The 18,357-nt window shown below is 44.1% G+C and carries 16 protein-coding genes and 1 tRNA gene; 14 read left to right on the top strand and 3 right to left on the bottom strand.

What is annotated here, in order from left to right; translation table 11 throughout:
* Position 1 precedes the first annotated feature (1 nt).
* On the bottom strand, positions 2 to 979 hold the full coding sequence (locus MHH79_RS17840) for a D-glycerate dehydrogenase (RefSeq protein WP_251217508.1): 978 nt from the start codon (positions 977 to 979) through the stop codon (positions 2 to 4).
* Positions 980 to 1,360: 381 nt separating this feature from the next.
* On the opposite strand from MHH79_RS17840, the gene MHH79_RS17835 reads away from it, so the two are divergent.
* Complete coding sequence (locus tag MHH79_RS17835) at positions 1,361 to 1,954, top strand: carbonic anhydrase (protein WP_010886620.1); 594 nt, start codon at positions 1,361 to 1,363, stop codon at positions 1,952 to 1,954.
* Positions 1,955 to 1,972: 18 nt separating this feature from the next.
* Positions 1,973 to 3,565 (top strand): SulP family inorganic anion transporter, encoded by a 1,593-nt coding sequence (locus MHH79_RS17830; RefSeq protein ID WP_063334711.1) that lies wholly within the window; start codon positions 1,973 to 1,975, stop codon positions 3,563 to 3,565.
* A gap of 26 nt (positions 3,566 to 3,591) precedes the next feature.
* Here MHH79_RS17830 and MHH79_RS17825 read toward each other — a convergent pair whose 3' ends face one another.
* Positions 3,592 to 3,912 (bottom strand): MazG-like family protein, encoded by a 321-nt coding sequence (locus tag MHH79_RS17825; RefSeq protein WP_015483742.1) that lies wholly within the window; start codon positions 3,910 to 3,912, stop codon positions 3,592 to 3,594.
* A 116-nt stretch (positions 3,913 to 4,028) separates the two neighbouring features.
* Between MHH79_RS17825 and MHH79_RS17820 the strand changes: the two genes are divergently transcribed.
* The 10 genes from MHH79_RS17820 (at position 4,029) to pgmB (ending at position 16,665) form a co-directional block, all read left to right on the top strand.
* Positions 4,029 to 4,604 carry a TIGR00730 family Rossman fold protein gene (locus MHH79_RS17820; RefSeq protein ID WP_015384731.1) on the top strand — a complete coding sequence of 192 codons (576 nt, stop codon included), beginning with the start codon at positions 4,029 to 4,031 and terminating at the stop codon, positions 4,602 to 4,604.
* A gap of 205 nt (positions 4,605 to 4,809) precedes the next feature.
* A complete protein-coding gene (locus tag MHH79_RS17815) occupies positions 4,810 to 5,760 on the top strand; it encodes a LacI family DNA-binding transcriptional regulator (protein ID WP_063334710.1) in 951 nt (316 codons plus the stop codon).
* Positions 5,761 to 5,872: 112 nt separating this feature from the next.
* On the top strand, positions 5,873 to 7,642 hold the full coding sequence (mdxD, locus tag MHH79_RS17810; RefSeq protein ID WP_340034778.1) for a maltogenic alpha-amylase: 1,770 nt from the start codon (positions 5,873 to 5,875) through the stop codon (positions 7,640 to 7,642).
* 95 nt (positions 7,643 to 7,737) lie between these two features.
* Entirely contained in the window at positions 7,738 to 8,991 is a 1,254-nt protein-coding gene (mdxE, locus tag MHH79_RS17805) for a maltodextrin ABC transporter substrate-binding protein MdxE (protein ID WP_309530058.1), read from the top strand.
* Between the two features lie 40 nt (positions 8,992 to 9,031).
* The gene (mdxF, locus tag MHH79_RS17800) at positions 9,032 to 10,339 is read left to right on the top strand and encodes a maltodextrin ABC transporter permease MdxF (RefSeq protein WP_015483739.1); all 1,308 of its coding nucleotides are present in this window, start codon (positions 9,032 to 9,034) and stop codon (positions 10,337 to 10,339) included.
* The gene (gene mdxG, locus MHH79_RS17795; protein WP_251217513.1) at positions 10,340 to 11,176 is read left to right on the top strand and encodes a maltodextrin ABC transporter permease MdxG; all 837 of its coding nucleotides are present in this window, start codon (positions 10,340 to 10,342) and stop codon (positions 11,174 to 11,176) included.
* 4 nt (positions 11,177 to 11,180) lie between these two features.
* Positions 11,181 to 12,065: a DUF1189 domain-containing protein gene (locus tag MHH79_RS17790; RefSeq protein ID WP_063334707.1), complete on the top strand. Its 885-nt coding sequence runs from the start codon at positions 11,181 to 11,183 to the stop codon at positions 12,063 to 12,065.
* Positions 12,043 to 14,316 (top strand): maltose phosphorylase, encoded by a 2,274-nt coding sequence (gene mdxK / locus MHH79_RS17785; protein WP_309530305.1) that lies wholly within the window; start codon positions 12,043 to 12,045, stop codon positions 14,314 to 14,316. Before MHH79_RS17790 ends, mdxK begins: the two co-directional genes overlap by 23 nt.
* Positions 14,309 to 15,994 carry an oligo-1,6-glucosidase gene (gene malL, locus MHH79_RS17780; protein ID WP_309530059.1) on the top strand — a complete coding sequence of 562 codons (1,686 nt, stop codon included), beginning with the start codon at positions 14,309 to 14,311 and terminating at the stop codon, positions 15,992 to 15,994. The genes mdxK and malL overlap by 8 nt, the downstream gene beginning before the upstream one ends.
* Positions 15,991 to 16,665, top strand: a complete 675-nt coding sequence (gene pgmB, locus MHH79_RS17775) for a beta-phosphoglucomutase (RefSeq protein WP_181220172.1) — start codon at positions 15,991 to 15,993, stop codon at positions 16,663 to 16,665. Before malL ends, pgmB begins: the two co-directional genes overlap by 4 nt.
* A 62-nt stretch (positions 16,666 to 16,727) precedes the next feature.
* Here pgmB and clpP read toward each other — a convergent pair whose 3' ends face one another.
* Positions 16,728 to 17,321, bottom strand: a complete 594-nt coding sequence (gene clpP / locus MHH79_RS17770) for an ATP-dependent Clp endopeptidase proteolytic subunit ClpP (RefSeq protein ID WP_003228214.1) — start codon at positions 17,319 to 17,321, stop codon at positions 16,728 to 16,730.
* A gap of 269 nt (positions 17,322 to 17,590) precedes the next feature.
* Here clpP and MHH79_RS17765 point away from each other — a divergent pair.
* Positions 17,591 to 17,666: transfer RNA gene (locus tag MHH79_RS17765), tRNA-Arg, on the top strand.
* Between the two features lie 155 nt (positions 17,667 to 17,821).
* The gene (locus MHH79_RS17760; protein ID WP_015384719.1) at positions 17,822 to 18,334 is read left to right on the top strand and encodes a DUF3231 family protein; all 513 of its coding nucleotides are present in this window, start codon (positions 17,822 to 17,824) and stop codon (positions 18,332 to 18,334) included.
* Positions 18,335 to 18,357 lie beyond the last annotated feature (23 nt).

The following is an 18,357-nucleotide window of genomic DNA, read 5'->3' as shown; positions in this document are numbered from 1 at the left end:
TTTATTTAAATTCTCTTGTGAGATTTTTCGGTGTTTGTCCTTGAATGGCTGCAATCATATTTTCGGCGGCCTGTTTGCACATGTTGAAGCGCACTTTAGCTGTTGCTGAACCGATATGAGGAAGCAGCGTGACATTATCCAGCTGCAGAAGCGGATTATCTTGGGTGACAGGCTCTTTTTCGTATACATCTAAACCGGCTCCCCTGATCCAGCCTTCCTGAAGAGCGCGAATCAGTGCTTTTTCATCAACTGTCTTTCCCCGGGAAATATTGACGAAAATTGCTGAATCCTTCATCAACTTAAATTCGCGTTCTCCTATCATGTGATAGGTTTCATCAGTCAGCGGCGTAATGAGAAGAATAAAATCAGATTGCTCCAGCAATGTATCAAGCTCTGCATACTTAACGCCGATGCTGTCTTCTGTTTCTTGTTTGCGATGTCGGTTATGATAAAGCACTTCCATATCAAAACCAAATTTGGCGCGTCTCGCTGCTTGTTCTCCAATTCTGCCCATGCCGATAATGCCTAACGTTTGATGATGAACATCAATTCCGAAAAGTGCTTCCTCTTCCACGGTTCCCCATTTTCCTGCTCTGACAAAACGGTCCAGTTCGGCAACACGTCTGGCGGAAGATAGAATCAGAGAAAAGGCCAGATCTGCAACCGTGTCATCCAGTGTATAAGGTGTATGAGTCCCGACGACTCCTCTTTCTTTCATTGCTTCTATATCGAAGTTATCGTAGCCTACTGATTGGTTGCTGACTACTTTGAGCTTAGGCGCGTGTTCCAGCAACTCACGATTGATTGACGGTCCGGACGTCCCTGATGTTAAAAGACCCTCCGCTTCTTTTAATTTTTCAAGTAGCACGTCACTCGGAAGCGTATCCTCCTGCCATACTTCATAACGGCAATGTTCACCGATGAATGCTTCAATCTCTTCAGGAATCGGTTTTGTGATAAATACAAATGGTTTCAACAAGGCTCCCCCTTTATGGCTGTTGTCTATTTCATTATATCGGAAATAAATAGATGTTAAAAATATAGCTGCGTTTTTTAGTTTCTGGTTCTTTTGAACTTAAAATGAAGATCGAACAGCTAAATCTGCTTAAAAAAGTTTTTTAATTATCAGAATTCACCCATATTTTTTGTCAGACAAATCATCAATATGCGAGCTGCAGACGGATTATAGGATTCATTAAATATAAATTTTATTATCTTTGAAAGATATAAATGTTTATGTTTTGATTCTACAGTCCAATTATAGTGTCTTTTTTTGAAAGCCTTTTCTTGGCTTATTCCTATGCTATAATTCCTTACTGTAAGCTGGGTAAGAAGGCTTGCAAAATCATATGGATGGGAGATGAATCAAATGGTTTCTTTAACATCAATTTTGGAACACAATCAGCGGTTTGTCAGTGAGAAGAAGTATGAACCGTACAAAACGACAAAGTTTCCTTCGAAAAAGCTCGTCATTGTCACCTGTATGGATACAAGGCTTACAGAACTTCTTCCGCAAGCAATGGGGCTTAAAAACGGTGATGCTAAAATTGTAAAAAACGCGGGAGCCATCGTTTCTCACCCATTTGGAAGCGTGATGCGAAGCATACTGGTCGCGATTTATGAATTGCAGGCTGAAGAGGTATGCATTGTCGGCCATCATGAATGCGGAATGTCAGGGCTGAATGCGTCCTCGATTCTTGAGAAAGCAAAGGAACGCGGGGTGGAGGATAGCTGCCTGAATTTGCTGACAAGTGCCGGACTCGATTTGAAAACGTGGCTGACTGGTTTTCACAGCGTGGAAGAAAGCGTTTCCCACAGTGTGAACATGATTAAGAATCATCCGCTGCTTCCGAAAAAAGTGCCGGTTCACGGACTTGTCATTCATCCTGAAACAGGAAAACTTGATGTGGTCATTAACGGTTATGAAACTGAGCTTATAAACAATCACTCATAAGGGAGGTTATAACAAAATATGCGATTCTCAGGGAGATTCAAGGGGTACAATTTGCAGAAATTTCAGAAAGACTTGATTGCAGGTATCGTAGTAGGTGTCGTGGCAATTCCTTTAGGAATGGCGTTTGCCATTGCCTCGGGAGTCGAGCCTGAATATGGGCTATACACTGTTGTTATAGCAGGGATTTGTATTTCTTTGTTTGGAGGATCAAAATATCAGATTGGCGGTCCGACGGGCGCCTTTGTCCCGATTTTATTCGGCCTTATCATGCAGTACGGCTTGGAAAATCTGCTGATTGCGGGGTTTATGGCAGGAGTGATGCTGGTACTGTTTGGGCTGTTTAAGCTCGGAAAAATAATGAAATTCGTGCCCAAACCCGTTATCGTCGGTTTTACAGCCGGAATTGCCGTGCTGATCTTTACGGAACAAATCGCTAATTTTCTCGGATTGAGAAATGTTGAAAAACATGAGAACTTTCATCACAACATGTTTGAAATTGTGCAGCAGCTCGGCACCTTTAACGTGTATGCCATTTTGACAGCTGTGATCGGGCTCGTCATTTTGCTTGTATCCGCCAAGGTGATGCCTAAAGTGCCGGGCGCTTTGTTGGCGCTTCTTATTTCCACAGTGGTCGCGGTTGTCTTTTTCCCTGACCGCATGGCAACGATTGGGTCAACTTATGGAGAAATCCCCCGCCATTTGCCTGAATTTCAGTTTCCTGAGCTTACTTTGGATAAAATGGTTATGCTGTTTCCAGCTGCGCTTGTCATCGCGCTTCTTGGAGGACTTGAGTCGATTTTGTCCGCAATGGTCGCTGATAACATGAAGGGCTCAAAGCATGACAGCAACAAGGAGCTTGTCGGCCAGGGGATTGCGAATATGGCAGCGCCCCTGTTTGGCGGAATCCCGGCTACAGGAGCGATTGCGAGAACGGCGACCAATATAAAAAACGGAGCGGTTTCCCCAGTTTCCGGCGTCGTTCACGGCGTAGTCGTTCTCCTTGTCCTGCTTGTATTTGCGCCTTATGCGTCCCATGTGCCGCTCGCCAGTATGGCACCGATTCTCATGGTGGTCGCATGGAATATGAGTGAGCGCAAGGAAGTCGCAAACATGCTGAGACTGAAAAATGCTGATTCCTTTATTTTAGCGGCGACCTTCGCCCTTACGGTTCTGTTTGACTTAATCATCGGTGTGGCAACCGGATTGCTACTTGCATTTGTGTTCTTTATCAGAAGAATGAGCGAAGCGACCCGCATCCACAATCAGGAATCGCATCCTGTTCTGGCGAAGAGAGAAGATCCATCTGTCAGCATGTATGCCATAGAAGGGCCGCTGTTTTTCGGATCAATTGATTCCCTTGAATCGTCATTGCTGGAGCATGTACAGAAAAAACCGAAAACCCTCATTCTGCTCATGAATAAGGTGCACTATATGGATACGTCAGCTGAAGCGGTGCTTGGGAATATTATGAATCGAATTAAGCGCCACAATGGAAAGCTGATGATTGTAGGATTGCAATCGCAGCCGAAGGAGCTGCTGCATAAAACAGGCCTTTTTCACAAAATAGGAAAGCAGCATTTCTTTGATCACCATGATGAAATCACAGGTTAAAAAAAGCGGCCATCGCGGCCGCTTTTTTATGCATGCTCAAATCGTTTTGTCAGTTTTTCTTGGTGGGCCTTCATGACGTCTTCTAAAGAGACACCATACATATCAGCAAGAATGGCGATATTTCCGATGACATCTCCCATTTCTTCAATCAATTCTTGTTTTAGCTCAGCGCGTGACGATTCTTTCTCATCCGGCCGGTCTCTGCCGATTTCATACGCCCTGACAGCCCGGGCCAGTTCTCCGGCTTCCTCCATTAAAAAGCCGACGCGAATAAAAGGTCCGTATTCTGTCCAGCCTCTTTTCTCGTAAAACTCTTTCATCCATTTTTCTGCATCAGCCAGCTGCAACCTCATCACTCCTGCATTCTTTATGTATTTCATATTGATATTATCACATGAAGATGGGACAATATATAGTGTGTTTTTGAATATTTAACACGATATATAGATGCGGAGATGACAAGATGAAAACCATTTGTGTATTTGCGGGATCAAACCCTGGGGGAAATGAAGCGTATAAAAGAAAAGCGGCAGAGCTTGGCGTGTATATGGCTGAGCAGGGAATCGGCCTTGTCTATGGGGGCTCCCGCGTAGGCTTGATGGGCACGATTGCTGACGCGATTATGGAAAACGGCGGAACTGCAATCGGGGTCATGCCGAGCGGTTTGTTCAGCGGGGAGGTTGTCCATCAAAATCTGACTGAGCTGATTGAAGTAAACGGGATGCATGAACGAAAGGCTAAAATGAGCGAGCTGGCGGACGGCTTTATCTCGATGCCGGGCGGCTTCGGTACATATGAAGAATTATTTGAAGTGCTGTGCTGGGCACAGATCGGCATCCACCAAAAGCCAATCGGACTGTACAATGTAAACGGATATTTTGAACCAATGATGAAAATGGTGAAATACAGCATTCAAGAAGGGTTTTCTAACGAATCGCACCTAAAACTGATTCACAGCTCGTCACGGCCGGATGAGTTAATTGAGCAAATGCAAAGTTACTCTTATCCGATTTTAGAAAAAAAGTGGACAGAAATTTAAAAAAGAGACTTTCTCGTGGAAGTGGAGAGAATGAGTCTGCCACCTAGCGTATGAATCCATGAAAAATCGAGTGTTTTTAACAAAGTGAGGTTTCCTTAAGGGAAATCTCTTTTTTATTTCTCTTTTGCCTGCATCGTATATTTAGCAGTAATAGAGGACTTTATCACTAGTTTGGATAATAAGCACAGATAAGGAGGGGATGAAAATGGCAACATTGTCAGATGTGGCGAAAAAAGCAAATGTTTCGAAAATGACGGTATCACGAGTGATCAATCACCCTGAGACGGTGACAGATGAATTGAAAAAGCTTGTTCATTCTGCGATGAAAGAGCTGAATTACATCCCTAATTATGCGGCGAGAGCGCTCGTGCAAAACAGAACACAGGTTGTGAAACTATTGATACTTGAGGAAATGGATACGACAGAACCATATTACATGAACCTGCTGACAGGAATCAGCAGGGAGCTGGATCGCAATCACTATGCTCTCCAGCTTGTGACAAGAAATTCTCTTAATATTGGCCAATGTGACGGCATTATTGCCACCGGCTTGAGAAAGAACGATTTTGAAGGTGTAATAAAAGCTTTTGAGAAGCCGCTCGTCGTATTTGGGCAAAATGAAATGGGCTATGACTTTATCGATGTGAATAACGAGAAAGGCACTTTTATGGCAACCCGCCATGTTATGGGGCTGGGGGAGCGGGAAGTTGTCTTTTTTGGCATTGATTTAGATGAGCCTTTCGAACGTGCAAGAGAACAGGGGTATATACGGGCGATGAATAAAAGCTTTAAAAAATCGAATATGTTTCGGATCGACAACAGTTCTAAGAAAAGTGAATGCCTTGCAAGAGAACTGCTGAAATCCATGGACGATCAGGCCGCATTTGTCTGCGCATCTGATCGAATCGCGCTCGGCGTCATTCGTGCGGCGCAATCCCTTGGAAAGCGAATTCCAGAAGACGTTGCGGTTACCGGGAATGACGGTGTGTTTCTTGATCGCATCTCCTCGCCGCGCTTGACTACGGTCAGACAGCCTGTTGTTGAAATGGGGGAAGCCTGTGCGAAAATGTTGCTGAAAAAAATGAATGAAGACGGTGCTGCACAAGGAAGCCTATTTTTTGAACCAGAGTTAATTGTACGAGAATCAACGCTGTAAGAGTCTTATTCTGTTATCGGTAACAGGGTGAAAAGGATTGTTCCCACAATTTCATCATGATACTTTCAAACTATGAGCCGGCTTCAATAAAACGGAAATCAAAGGGGGAAACATGATGGAATATGCAGCGATTCACCACCAGCCATTCAGCACCGATGCTTATTCTTATGATGGGCGGTCTGTGCATATCAAGATTCGGACGAAAAAAGGTGATGCAGGTCACATTCGATTCATTTGGGGTGATCCCTATGAGTACAACGACGGCAAGTGGTCGGCAAACGAGCAGCCGATGAGGAAAATTGCTGCTACACAAATGCATGACTATTGGATTGCTGAAGTGGTGCCGCCATTTAGGCGTTTACAATATGCGTTTGTTGTAACAGACGATCATGAAGACATCTTTTTCGGAAGTTCGGGTGTATGCTCTTATAACGAAAAAACACTGGAAACGATTCATTATTACTTTAAATTTCCGTTTGTTCACGAGGCTGATACATTTCAAGCGCCTGAATGGGTCAAGTCAACGGTTTGGTATCAAATTTTTCCGGAGCGTTTTGCAAATGGAAGAGATGACTTGTCACCGAAGAATGCATTGCCGTGGGGGAGCAAGGACCCGGACGTCAATGATTTTTTTGGAGGGGATTTACAAGGGATTGTTGACAAGCTTGATTATTTAGAGGATTTAGGGGTGAACGGAATTTATCTGACACCGATCTTTTCCGCACCTTCTAATCATAAATACGACACGCTGGATTACTTTTCTATTGATCCGCATTTCGGGGACCCTGAGCTTTTTCGTACATTGGTCAGCCAGCTGCATCAGCGGGGGATAAGAATTATGCTTGATGCGGTTTTTAACCATATAGGATGCGCGTCTCCGCAATGGCAGGATGTCGTCAAAAACGGAGATCAATCCCGCTATAAGGACTGGTTCCATATTCACTCTTTTCCCGTCACAGACGACAATTATGACAGATTTGCTTTTACAGCTGATATGCCGAAGCTAAACACGGCTAATCCCGAGGTGCAGAAATATTTGCTTGATATTGCTTTGTACTGGATTCGCGAATTTGACATTGACGGCTGGCGTTTGGATGTCGCAAATGAAGTGGATCACGTGTTTTGGAAGACATTCAGGCAGGCTGTATCAGCAGAAAAGCCTGATGTTTATATTTTAGGTGAGATCTGGCATTCTGCCGAACCCTGGCTTAGAGGGGATGAATTTCATGCGGCGATGAACTACCCTTTTACAGAGCCTATGATTGAATACTTTGCTGACCAGACGATCTCAGCTTCACGTATGGCTCACCGTGTCAATGCACATTTGATGAATGGGATGAAGCAGGCCAATGAGGTGATGTTTAATTTACTGGATAGCCATGATACAAAGCGCCTTTTGACCAGATGCCGCAATGATGAGAAGAAAGCACGTGCGTTGCTGGCCTTTATGTTTGCCCAGACAGGCTCACCATGCATTTATTACGGAACGGAAATCGGGCTGGACGGCGAAAATGATCCATTATGCCGGAAATGTATGGTTTGGGAAAAGGAGAAGCAAAACCAAGATATGCTGCAATTTATGAAACGGTTAATTGCTTTACGCAAGCAGGAAAACACTTTATTGACTGAAGGACATCTTGAGTGGAATCTGCTGGATGACCAAAACGATTTTATTAGCTTTTCACGGACTCTTGATGAAAAAATACTGATTTATTTCTTTAATCAAGGGAATGCGGTTCAATATGTCAGCTTACGAGATTTGAATATTGAAAGGAATAAGAAAATCTGTGATGCATGGACAGAGCAGCCGCTTCAGCATCACGATGTCATTGCCGTTCAGCCGGGAGAATTTTTGATTTTGAGTGCTACCGCCCCTGTATAACATTCTGTTATCGGTAACAAATCAAAAGTTGTTGTAACCGCTTTCTATAGGACAATACAATTGTTATAGTTTCGTAAATAGAAGGGGGAAAAGAGATGGTTCTTTTTAAAAAGGGGTTCGCCATATTGGCGGCATCATTCCTGGCAATCGGCCTTGCCGCCTGCTCAAGTTCAAAAAATCCAGCAAGCGCTGATGGCAAAAAGGTGCTGACTGTGTCTGTCGAAGAAACGTATAAAGAATACATTGAAAGCATAAAAACAAAGTTCGAAAAAGAGAATGATGTCACAGTAAAAATTGTTGAAAAGCAAATGTTCGAACAGTTAGAAGCGCTTCCTCTTGATGGCCCGGCGGGTAATGCGCCTGATGTTATGCTTGCTGCATATGACCGGATCGGCGGTTTGGGACAGCAAGGACATTTACTTGACATTAAGCCATCTCATACAAAAAGCTTTGGTGATAAAGAAATGCAGCAGGTGACAGTTGACGGCAAAGTGTACGGAATGCCGCTAGTCATTGAGACACTTATTTTGTATTACAATAAAGATCTTTTAAAAACAGCGCCTAAAACATTTAAAGACCTTGAAAAGTTAACGGAAGATCCTCGATTCACGTTTGCTTCGGAAAAAGGAAAATCAACCGGATTTTTAGCAAAATGGACTGACTTTTATATGTCGTACGGCTTATTGGCTGGATACGGCGGATATGTGTTTGGGAAAAACGGCACAGATTCCGGGGACATCGGCCTGAACAATAAAGGGGCTGTAGAAGCGGTGAAATATGCGGAGAAATGGTTTGAAACCTATTGGCCGAAAGGAATGCAAGACAATTCAAGCGCAGACGACTTTATTCAGCAGATGTTTTTAGAAGGCAAAGCGGCTGCGATCATTGGCGGTCCTTGGTCAGCTGCCAACTATAAAGAGGCTAAATTGAACTACGGAGCGGCTCCCATCCCGACATTGCCCAATGGAGAAGAATATGCCCCTTTTGCGGGCGGTAAAGGCTGGGTAGCTTCAAAATATACAAAAGAGCCCGAGCTGGCTGAAAAATGGCTTGAGTATGCTGCAAATGATGCCAATGCTTACGCTTTTTATGAGGATACAAACGAAGTTCCGGCCAACACTGCTGCAAGGAAGAAAGCCGATGAGCAAAAGAATGAACTGACGTCAGCTGTGATTAAACAATATGAAACAGCAACGCCGGCTCCAAATATTCCGGAAATGGCTGAAGTATGGACAGGAGCGGAAAGTTTGATTTTTGATGCAGTTTCAGGAAAAAAATCGACACAAACATCAGCGAATGATGCTGTAAACGTCATAAAGGAAAATATTAAAGAAAAGTATGTGAAATAAAACGGCGGGATAGCGTCCGGAAGAATAGAGGGCGGAAAAAATGAATAAACATCACACACTTGCAAAGCAAAAACGAAAGGCAGGGCTTTTATCGATCATTCCAGGACTTGGGCAGATTGCAAATCAGCAATTGTCAAAGGGGCTCTTATTTCTTGCCATCACTGGCTTGTTTGCTTTTGAATTATGCGTTTTCGGTATACAGGCGCTAACCGGATTGATGACACTGGGAAGTGTTCCCGGTGAAGACCACTCGCTGTTTATGCTGATTGAAGGCACGCTGCAATTGATCGTGACGGTGATTTTCCTCATGTTCTATATCTTTAATATCCATGATTCGCGTAAGACCGCCGCTATGAAAGCGGCGGGTTTGGAAGTCAATACAACAGCCAAGGATATGATCTGTCATGCGGGCGATAAAGGGTTTCCATATCTATTTACACTTCCGGCATATATCATGATGGTGTTTGTGATTATCTTTCCGGTTTTGGTGACTCTGTTTGTTGCATGTACAAACTATGATTTTTATCATATTCCGCCTAATCGTCTGATTGACTGGGTCGGGTTTAAAAATTTCTTAAATATTTTTTTCCTTGGCTCCTATCGTGAAACATTTGTGAATGTACTGGGCTGGACGGTTATCTGGACAATCTGTGCAACAACGCTGCAAATCATTTTAGGTATTGTGACGGCACTTTTCGTCAATCAGGATTTTATAAAAGGCAAGCGGATATTTCGAATGATTTTCTTATTTCCATGGGCTGTTCCGGCTTTTATTACAATCATGAGTTTTTCCAACATGTTTAACGACAGCATAGGAGCGGTGAATGCACAGGTGATTCCACTATTCAATCACCTGCCGTTTGTTGAGCTGCCTGCGATCGCGTGGAAGACCGATCCTTTCTGGACAAAGACAGCCCTCATTATGATTCAGACGTGGCTCGGCTTTCCATATATTTATGTCATGGTAACGGGAGTGCTTCAGGCGATTCCAGGTGAATTGTATGAAGCGGCAAAGATTGACGGGGCCACTTTTATTCAGCGTTTTCGGCATATTACATTCCCGATGATTTTATTTGCCACAGCACCCGTGATGATTACTCAGTATACGTTTAATTTCAATAATTTCTCGATCATCTACTTATTTAATGAGGGAGGTCCAGGCAGTGCGGGAGCCGGGGCCGGGTCGACCGATATCTTAATTTCGTGGATTTATAAACTGACAACAGGCACATCACCCCAATATTCCGTTGCGGCGGCTGTGACACTGTTAATTTCTTTCATTGTCATTGGAATTTCACTGATTGCTTTCAAAAAATCGAATGCTTTTGGCAATGAGGAGGTTATGTAGGTGAACGCGAGCACTGCCAGAATGCTTAATAAAATCTGTACGTATTTCTTTTTGACGCTTTTAAGTATTGTCATTATATATCCGTTGCTGATTACGGCATCATCAGCATTCCGGGTGGGGAATTCGGCGGCTTTTCAGCTCGATTTTTCGGGTTCTTGGACATTGGATCATTTTAAGCGGCTATTTGACGAGACGCTTTATCTCAATTGGTACAGCAATACACTTGTCATCGCGCTATCGGTCATGGTTTTGCAGGTTACAATCGTGACACTTGCCGGATACTCGTACAGCCGCTATCGGTTTGCAGGCAGAAAAAAGAGCCTGGTATTCTTTTTAATCATTCAAATGGTGCCGACAATGGCGGCGCTGACTGCTTTTTATGTCTTGGCGATGCTAATAGGCGCACTCGATCAATACTGGTTTTTAACAGCGATCTATATCGGCGGCGGAATTCCGATGAACACGTGGCTGATGAAAGGTTATTTTGATACTGTGCCGAGAGAAATTGATGAAGCCGCGCGAATTGACGGAGCGGGACATCTGAGGATTTTCGCTTCAATTGTTCTGCCGCTTGTTAAGCCAATGCTCGCGGTACAAGCGCTTTGGGCGTTTATGGCACCGTTTGGCGACTATTTGCTGGCGAAGTTTTTGCTTCGCTCACCGGAAAGGCTGACCATTGCTGTAGGATTACAATCCTTTATTTCTAATCCGCAGCAGCAAAAAGTAGCTCTATTTGCGGCTGGTGCCATCCTTGCCGCACTGCCGATATGCGTTCTATTCTTTTTTCTCCAAAAGAACTTTGTGTCCGGTTTGACAGCCGGCGGAACAAAGGGGTAATTCAATGAAGAATCTGGAGAATAAAAGCTTTATCATCCGCTGCCTGAAAGCGGCTGCATCTCCATCAGGTGTTTGCCGCTACGGGAATACCTTCAGCTGGCTGCAGCTCTCTTTTCTCTTTATGTTTTTAACGGCCTGCTTAATGGCGCCGTTAACGGTTTCGTTTGTGAAAATGGATCGCTTCAGCGTTTCATCTTTCATGCCGTCAGCGGTTCAAGGAGTTAATGATCAATTTGCTGATCAATTACAGGGGTTTCAAATCAGGAACGGAAAACTAACAGGCGGGAAGAGCTCTGAGAGGATTGAAGATGGGCAGAATGTGATGGCAGTCGATATGAAGCATGAATATGAGACAAGCGGTGAGAATGGGCGATTGAAAGTAACTGGATTTGAAAACGCCATCATATTTCAACCTGATCAACTGGTGATCACCGATCAAAACGAAACGGGGTTTTCTGTTGGCTATGCGAAAATGGACGTTAAGCTCGAGAAACCAAACGTCCATGATGTAGAGGTTTTGATCGATACATTATGGTTGGCACAGTATAAGCCGATGATCATGATGCTGGCATATACGGTGGTTTCTATGATCCAGCTTTTGTTAACGTTTGTTCTTGCCGGAGGCCTCTGGATCACAAAAATATCAAACATGGTCTCTATTGCATCATTCAAGGAAGCGGCCTCTATAGCGATTTGCGCATCAGCACTGCCGGCATTTGCGGCAGCTGCTATCGGCATGGTTCATTTTGATTTGATTACTGTATTGATGATCCATTCGTGTGGCGTTACTTTGATGATCTCTTTTGCATTTAGATATTTGACCAAAATCCGCCGTGATAATGGAAACTTACATTCGGGAGGAAATGATGATAAATCAGCGGTTATTTGAGATTGATGAATGGAAAATCAAAACAAATACATTTAATAAGGAGCATACACGGCTGCTGGAAAGCCTGACGTCTCTTGCCAATGGCTATATGGGGGTCAGAGGGAATTTTGAAGAAGGCTATTCAGGCGACAGTCACCAAGGCACATATATTGCAGGCGTGTGGTTCCCCGACAAAACGCGAGTAGGCTGGTGGAAAAACGGGTATCCAGAATATTTCGGAAAAGTGATCAATGCGATGAACTTTATGGGCATAGGCTTATATGTTGACGGTGAAAAAATCGATCTCCATCAAAACTCAATCGAATCATTTGAGGTAGAACTCAATATGAAAGAGGGGATTCTGCGGCGAAGCGCTGTTGTCCGCATTCAAGATAAATCCGTCAGAATCAGGTCAGAGCGGTTTCTTAGCCTTGCTGTAAAAGAACTCTGTGCGATTCATTATGAAGCGGAGTGCCTGACGGGAGATGCTGTCATTACGCTTGTTCCTTACCTGGATGGAAATGTGGCAAATGAAGATTCTAACTACCAAGAACAGTTTTGGCAGGAGGAAGCGAAAGGTGCTGATTCTCACAGCGGCCATTTAGCAACAAAAACGATCGAAAATCCATTTGGAACACCGCGCTTCAAGGTTTTAGCCGCAATGGCAAACGTGACAGAGGGTTTTGTCCATGAAAGCTTTAAAACGACTGAAATGTATGTCGAGAATCGTTACAGCTACCAAACGAAGGCATCATTGAAAAAGTTTGTGATTGTCACGACTTCCCGTGATTTTCGGGAGGAAGAGCTTTTTTCGAAAGCCAAGGAGCTTTTGGCGGAAGTGGTAGAGAACGGCTATGAAGATGCAAAACGGAGGCACACTGATCGATGGAAGGAAAGATGGGCAAAAGCGGACATTGAGATTAAAGGAGATGAGGAGCTACAACAAGGAATCCGCTACAATATCTTTCAGTTATTCTCGACGTATTATGGGGGCGATGCTCGTTTGAATATCGGGCCGAAAGGATTTACTGGCGAGAAATATGGAGGTGCAGCATATTGGGATACTGAGGCGTACGCCGTTCCGATGTATTTGGCGACAGCCGAGCCGGAGGTGACGAAAAACCTGCTTTTGTATCGCTATCATCAGTTGGAGGCTGCTAAACGCAACGCGGCAAAATTGGGGATGAAGGGGGCACTTTATCCGATGGTGACGTTCACCGGTGATGAATGCCACAACGAATGGGAAATCACCTTTGAAGAAATTCACCGCAATGGCGCGATCTGTTATGCGATCTACAATTATATCAATTATACACGCGACCGTAACTATATGGAAGAATACGGGATAGACGTTCTTGTGGCAGTCAGCAGATTTTGGGCCGACCGTGTTCACTTCTCGAAACGAAAAAATAAGTATATGATCCATGGCGTCACAGGGCCGAATGAATACGAAAACAACGTTAACAACAATTGGTATACGAATGTCATTGCGGCTTGGACGTTGGAGTATACTCTACAAAGTCTCGAAAGTATCTCAGCGGAGAAACGCCGCCTTCTGGATGTGCAGGAAGTAGAATTGAAAGTCTGGAGAGAAATCATCCAGCACATGTACTATCCATTTAGTGAAGAACTGCAAATTTTCGTTCAGCATGACACGTTCTTGGACAAAGACCTGCAAGCAGTTGACGAATTAGATCCAGCGGAGCGGCCTCTTTATCAGAATTGGTCATGGGACAAGATTCTCCGCTCCAATTTTATTAAGCAGGCAGATGTTCTCCAAGGCATTTATCTTTTTAATGACCGTTTTACAATAGAAGAAAAACGGCGAAATTTTGAATTTTATGAGCCGATGACTGTTCATGAATCAAGCCTATCGCCCTCTGTCCATGCGATTCTCGCAGCCGAACTCAAGCTGGAAAAGAAAGCGCTCGAATTATATAAGCGCACAGCAAGGCTTGATCTTGATAATTACAATCATGATACGGAAGAAGGCTTGCATATTACTTCAATGACGGGTAGCTGGCTGACAATCGTTCATGGCTTTGCAGGCATGCGCACCGCGAATGAGACGCTGTCATTTGCTCCGTTTTTGCCGAAAGAATGGGACGAATATTCATTCAACATCAATTATCGAAACCGATTAATCAATGTGACGGTTGACGAAAAGCGCGTTATTTTTGAGCTTGTAAAAGGTGAGCCGCTGCACATGAACGTTTATGAGGAACGAGTTGTCCTACAGGGACGATGTGAAAGGAGAACGCCTAATGAGTGAATGGTGGAAAGAAGCTGTCGTTTATCAAATTTACCCGCGCAGTTTTTATGATGCCAATGGAGATGGATTCGGGGATTTGCAAGGTGTGATTCAAAAGCTGGATTACATCAAAAATCTCGGGGCGGATGTCATCTGGCTCTCCCCGGTATTTGATTCCCCGCAGGATGACAACGGATATGATATCAGCGATTACAAAAACATGTATGAAAAGTTTGGGACAAATGAAGATATGTTTCAGCTGATTGATGAAGTCCATAAACGCGGAATGAAAATCGTCATGGATTTGGTCGTGAACCACACGTCGGATGAGCATGCCTGGTTTGCTGAAAGCCGCAAGTCGAAGGACAATCCTTACCGGGATTATTATTTTTGGAAAGATCCTAAACCGGACGGCTCAGAGCCGAATAATTGGGGATCGATCTTTTCAGGCTCAGCGTGGACATACGATGAAGGAACAGGGCAGTATTATTTGCACTACTTTTCGAAAAAACAGCCTGATTTAAATTGGGAAAACGAAGCCGTTCGCCGGGAAGTTTATGATGTAATGAGATTCTGGATGGATAGAGGCGTTGACGGCTGGCGGATGGATGTGATCGGCTCTATTTCTAAATACACCGATTTTCCGGACTACGAAACGGATCACAGCCGCAGCTATATTGTCGGCCGTTATCACTCTAACGGCCCACGTCTTCATGAGTTTATTCAAGAGATGAACAGGGAAGTGCTTTCTCATTACGACTGCATGACAGTCGGAGAGGCAAACGGCTCTGATATTGAAGAGGCTAAAAAGTACACAGATGCAAGCAGGCAAGAGCTGAATATGATCTTTACATTTGAACATATGGATATTGATACAGAACAAAACTCGCCAAATGGGAAATGGCAGATCAAGCCATTTGATTTGATTGCTTTAAAAAAGACGATGACAAGGTGGCAGACCGGGTTAATGAATGTCGGCTGGAATACCCTTTATTTTGAGAACCATGATCAGCCGAGGGTTATTTCCCGCTGGGGCAATGACGGGAAGCTGCGTAAGGAATGTGCGAAGGCATTTGCAACGGTTCTGCACGGCATGAAAGGAACGCCGTTTATTTACCAGGGAGAAGAAATCGGCATGGTCAACAGCGATATGCCGCTGGAGATGTATGATGATCTTGAAATAAAGAATGCATATCGTGAACTAGTCGTCGAAAACAAAACGATGTCAGAAAAAGAGTTTGTCAAAGCCGTGATGATAAAAGGAAGGGATCATGCGAGAACACCGATGCAGTGGGATGCCGGAAAACATGCGGGATTCACAGCCGGAGACCCGTGGATACCGGTAAATTCCCGCTACCAAGATATCAATGTGAAAGAGTCCTTGGAAGATCAAGATTCGATTTTCTATTACTATCAGAAGCTCATTCAATTACGAAAGCAATATAAGATTATGATATATGGCGATTATCAGCTGTTGCAGGAGAATGATCCGCAGGTCTTTTCTTACCTTCGAGAATATCAAGGGGAAAAGCTTCTTGTCGTTGTGAATTTATCGGAAGAAAAGGCTCTGTTCATAGCGCCTCCAGAACTGATTCATGAGCGTTGGAAAGTGCTGATTTCAAACTATCCGCAGGAGCGGGCTGACTTAAAGAGTATTAGCCTCAAACCTTATGAAACTGTGATGGTCATTAGTATATGAAAGCGTTCATTTTTGATTTAGACGGAGTGATAACAGATACGGCTGAATATCATTTTCTCGCTTGGAAGCACATCGCAGAACAAATCAATATCCCCTTTGACAGAGACATGAATGAAAGGCTAAAAGGAATCAGCAGAGAAGAGTCACTTGAAAGCATATTGATCTCTGGCGGTGCGGAAACAAAGTATACAAATGCGGAGAAACAAGAACTTATGCATCAGAAAAATCACGATTATCAAACGTTGATCAGCAAATTGACGCCGGAAGATCTTTTACCGGGGATTGGCAGGCTCCTATGTCAATTGAAAAACGAAAATATAAAAATCGGGTTAGCATCTTCAAGTCGCAATGCCCCCGAGATTTTAAGACGATTGGCAATTATCGATGATTTTGATGCCATTGTTGATCCGACGACTCTTGCGAAGGGGAAGCCTGATCCTGACATCTTTTTAACAGCTGCAGCGATGCTCGATGTTTCCCCTGCTGATTGCGCGGCAATAGAAGACGCAGAAGCAGGCATTTCTGCAATCAAATCTGCGGGGATGTTTGCGGTTGGTGTCGGTCAAGGACAGCCGATGCTTGGTGCTGATTTGGTTGTGAGGCAGACGAATGATTTGACGCTTGAGCTGTTACATGAGGAATGGGAGCAGTATAGAATAAAAAGTGTTTAAGGGAGTCAATTCCTTGAAATGAAAAAAACCTGCAAGAGACGCAGCTCTTGCAGGTTGTGTTATTACTTTTTGTCTTCTGTGTGAGTCAAAATTTTGTCAATCAGGCCGTATTCAAGCGCTTCTTCAGCAGACTTGAAGTTATCACGGTCTGTGTCGCGTTCGATCACTTCAAGCGGCTGGCCAGTACGTTCAGCAAGGACTTTGTTTAATTTGTCGCGAAGCAAGAGAATGCGTTTCGCGGCAATTTCAATTTCTGTCGCCTGACCTTGCGCACCGCCAAGTGGCTGGTGAATCATGACTTCACTGTTTGGAAGCGCATAGCGTTTGCCTTTTTCGCCGGCTGCAAGCAGGAACGCGCCCATTGACGCAGCCATACCGATACAAATTGTAGATACCTTCGGCTTAATAAACTGCATGGTATCATAGATCGCCATACCAGCTGTAATAGAGCCGCCCGGGCTGTTGATGTAAAGAGAAATTTCTTTTTCAGGGTCTTCTGCTGCTAAGAATAAAAGCTGTGACACGATGGAGTTCGCAACGTTGTCATCAATCGCAGATCCAAGCATGATGATACGATCCTTTAATAGACGAGAATAAATGTCATACGCTCTTTCCCCGCGGTTCGTTTGTTCAATGACTGTAGGTATTAAATTCATAATGCTCCTCCTTCACCTTTTAGGTAAGTATGTAGTTACATGATACATTTTTGGTCAATAAAGGTCAAACAAAAAGCTAGCCTGATATGCAAAGTCGTCTCTTTTTCCCATTTTCCCCAAAAATACAGGGGTTCAAACCATCGTATGTCAGATTGCCAATTAAGATGCTTTGACTATTTAAAAAACGGCCTCTCGAAATAGAGGGTTGTTATTTGAATGGAATTATCGTATAATTAGTTGTGCTGACGTTCTCATAACGCAGTCTATATGCGCTCGTAGCTCAGTTGGATAGAGCGGTGGTTTCCGGTACCACGTCTGTCGGGGGTTCGAATCCCTCCGAGCGCGTCCAATAGAACAACAGGAAAGACAAGGGTTTGGCGATTTGCCGCTCTTGTCTTTTTTGTTTTGTTTCATAAATCTTTCTTGCTGAAACATAAATTTTCCTCCTACCGGGCACGTTATGGAATGTATGCGATATTGAATTTGCGAGGAGGATGAACATGGGTATTTTAAGCGGAAATCCGCAGGATGAACCGATGCATTATGGTGAGGTATTCGGCTTGTGGAGTTATGTGATGGCGGGCAATAAAATGGTCGGCAATTACCAAATGCTATTGAATCATGTCGGTGATGACGACCTGAAGAAGCTGCTTCGTGAGTCTATTGAAAAATGCCAAGATGAAATCAAACAGGTCAGCACGATCCTGAAAGAAAACGGGGTGGCGCTGCCGCCGGCTTCTCCTGAACCGCCGACAGCAGATCTTAACGATATTCCGCCTGGCGCACGGTTTCTCGATCCGGATGTGGCGGCCTCCGCGGCAGCAGCCAATGCTGCAGGTCTTGTGACATGCAGCAAAATGATGGGGCAATCGATTCGTGAGGATATTGCGATGATGTTTGGGCAATTTCATATGTCGAAAGCGGCAACCGGCGCAAAATACTTAAGGCTGCTAAAAAACAAAGGCTGGCTCATCCCGCCGCCGCTTCATCTTCAAAAACATCACGAAGCTTAATGGCAAAGGCATATACAGCTGTA

Origin of the sequence: Bacillus sp. FSL K6-0993, assembly GCF_037977205.1 — a bacterium.
In the GTDB taxonomy this organism is placed as follows: Bacteria; Bacillota; Bacilli; order Bacillales; family Bacillaceae; genus Bacillus; species Bacillus subtilis.
Note: the sequence above shows the minus strand (reverse complement) of the source record. Positions and strands in the feature narration are given on the sequence as shown.

What these genes read in the sequence shown, in the direction of transcription:
- MHH79_RS17835 (WP_010886620.1), top strand. Translation starts at nt 1,361, where the DNA reads ATGAATCAAATGGTTTCTTTAACATCAATTTTGGAACACAATCAGCGG.
- MHH79_RS17830 (WP_063334711.1), top strand. Translation starts at nt 1,973, where the DNA reads ATGCGATTCTCAGGGAGATTCAAGGGGTACAATTTGCAGAAATTTCAG.
- MHH79_RS17820 (WP_015384731.1), top strand. Translation starts at nt 4,029, where the DNA reads ATGAAAACCATTTGTGTATTTGCGGGATCAAACCCTGGGGGAAATGAA.
- MHH79_RS17815 (WP_063334710.1), top strand. Translation starts at nt 4,810, where the DNA reads ATGGCAACATTGTCAGATGTGGCGAAAAAAGCAAATGTTTCGAAAATG.
- mdxD (WP_340034778.1), top strand. Translation starts at nt 5,873, where the DNA reads ATGATGGAATATGCAGCGATTCACCACCAGCCATTCAGCACCGATGCT.
- mdxE (WP_309530058.1), top strand. Translation starts at nt 7,738, where the DNA reads ATGGTTCTTTTTAAAAAGGGGTTCGCCATATTGGCGGCATCATTCCTG.
- mdxF (WP_015483739.1), top strand. Translation starts at nt 9,032, where the DNA reads ATGAATAAACATCACACACTTGCAAAGCAAAAACGAAAGGCAGGGCTT.
- MHH79_RS17790 (WP_063334707.1), top strand. Translation starts at nt 11,181, where the DNA reads ATGAAGAATCTGGAGAATAAAAGCTTTATCATCCGCTGCCTGAAAGCG.
- mdxK (WP_309530305.1), top strand. Translation starts at nt 12,043, where the DNA reads ATGATAAATCAGCGGTTATTTGAGATTGATGAATGGAAAATCAAAACA.
- malL (WP_309530059.1), top strand. Translation starts at nt 14,309, where the DNA reads ATGAGTGAATGGTGGAAAGAAGCTGTCGTTTATCAAATTTACCCGCGC.
- pgmB (WP_181220172.1), top strand. Translation starts at nt 15,991, where the DNA reads ATGAAAGCGTTCATTTTTGATTTAGACGGAGTGATAACAGATACGGCT.
- clpP (WP_003228214.1), bottom strand. Translation starts at nt 17,321, where the DNA reads ATGAATTTAATACCTACAGTCATTGAACAAACGAACCGCGGGGAAAGA.
- MHH79_RS17760 (WP_015384719.1), top strand. Translation starts at nt 17,822, where the DNA reads ATGGGTATTTTAAGCGGAAATCCGCAGGATGAACCGATGCATTATGGT.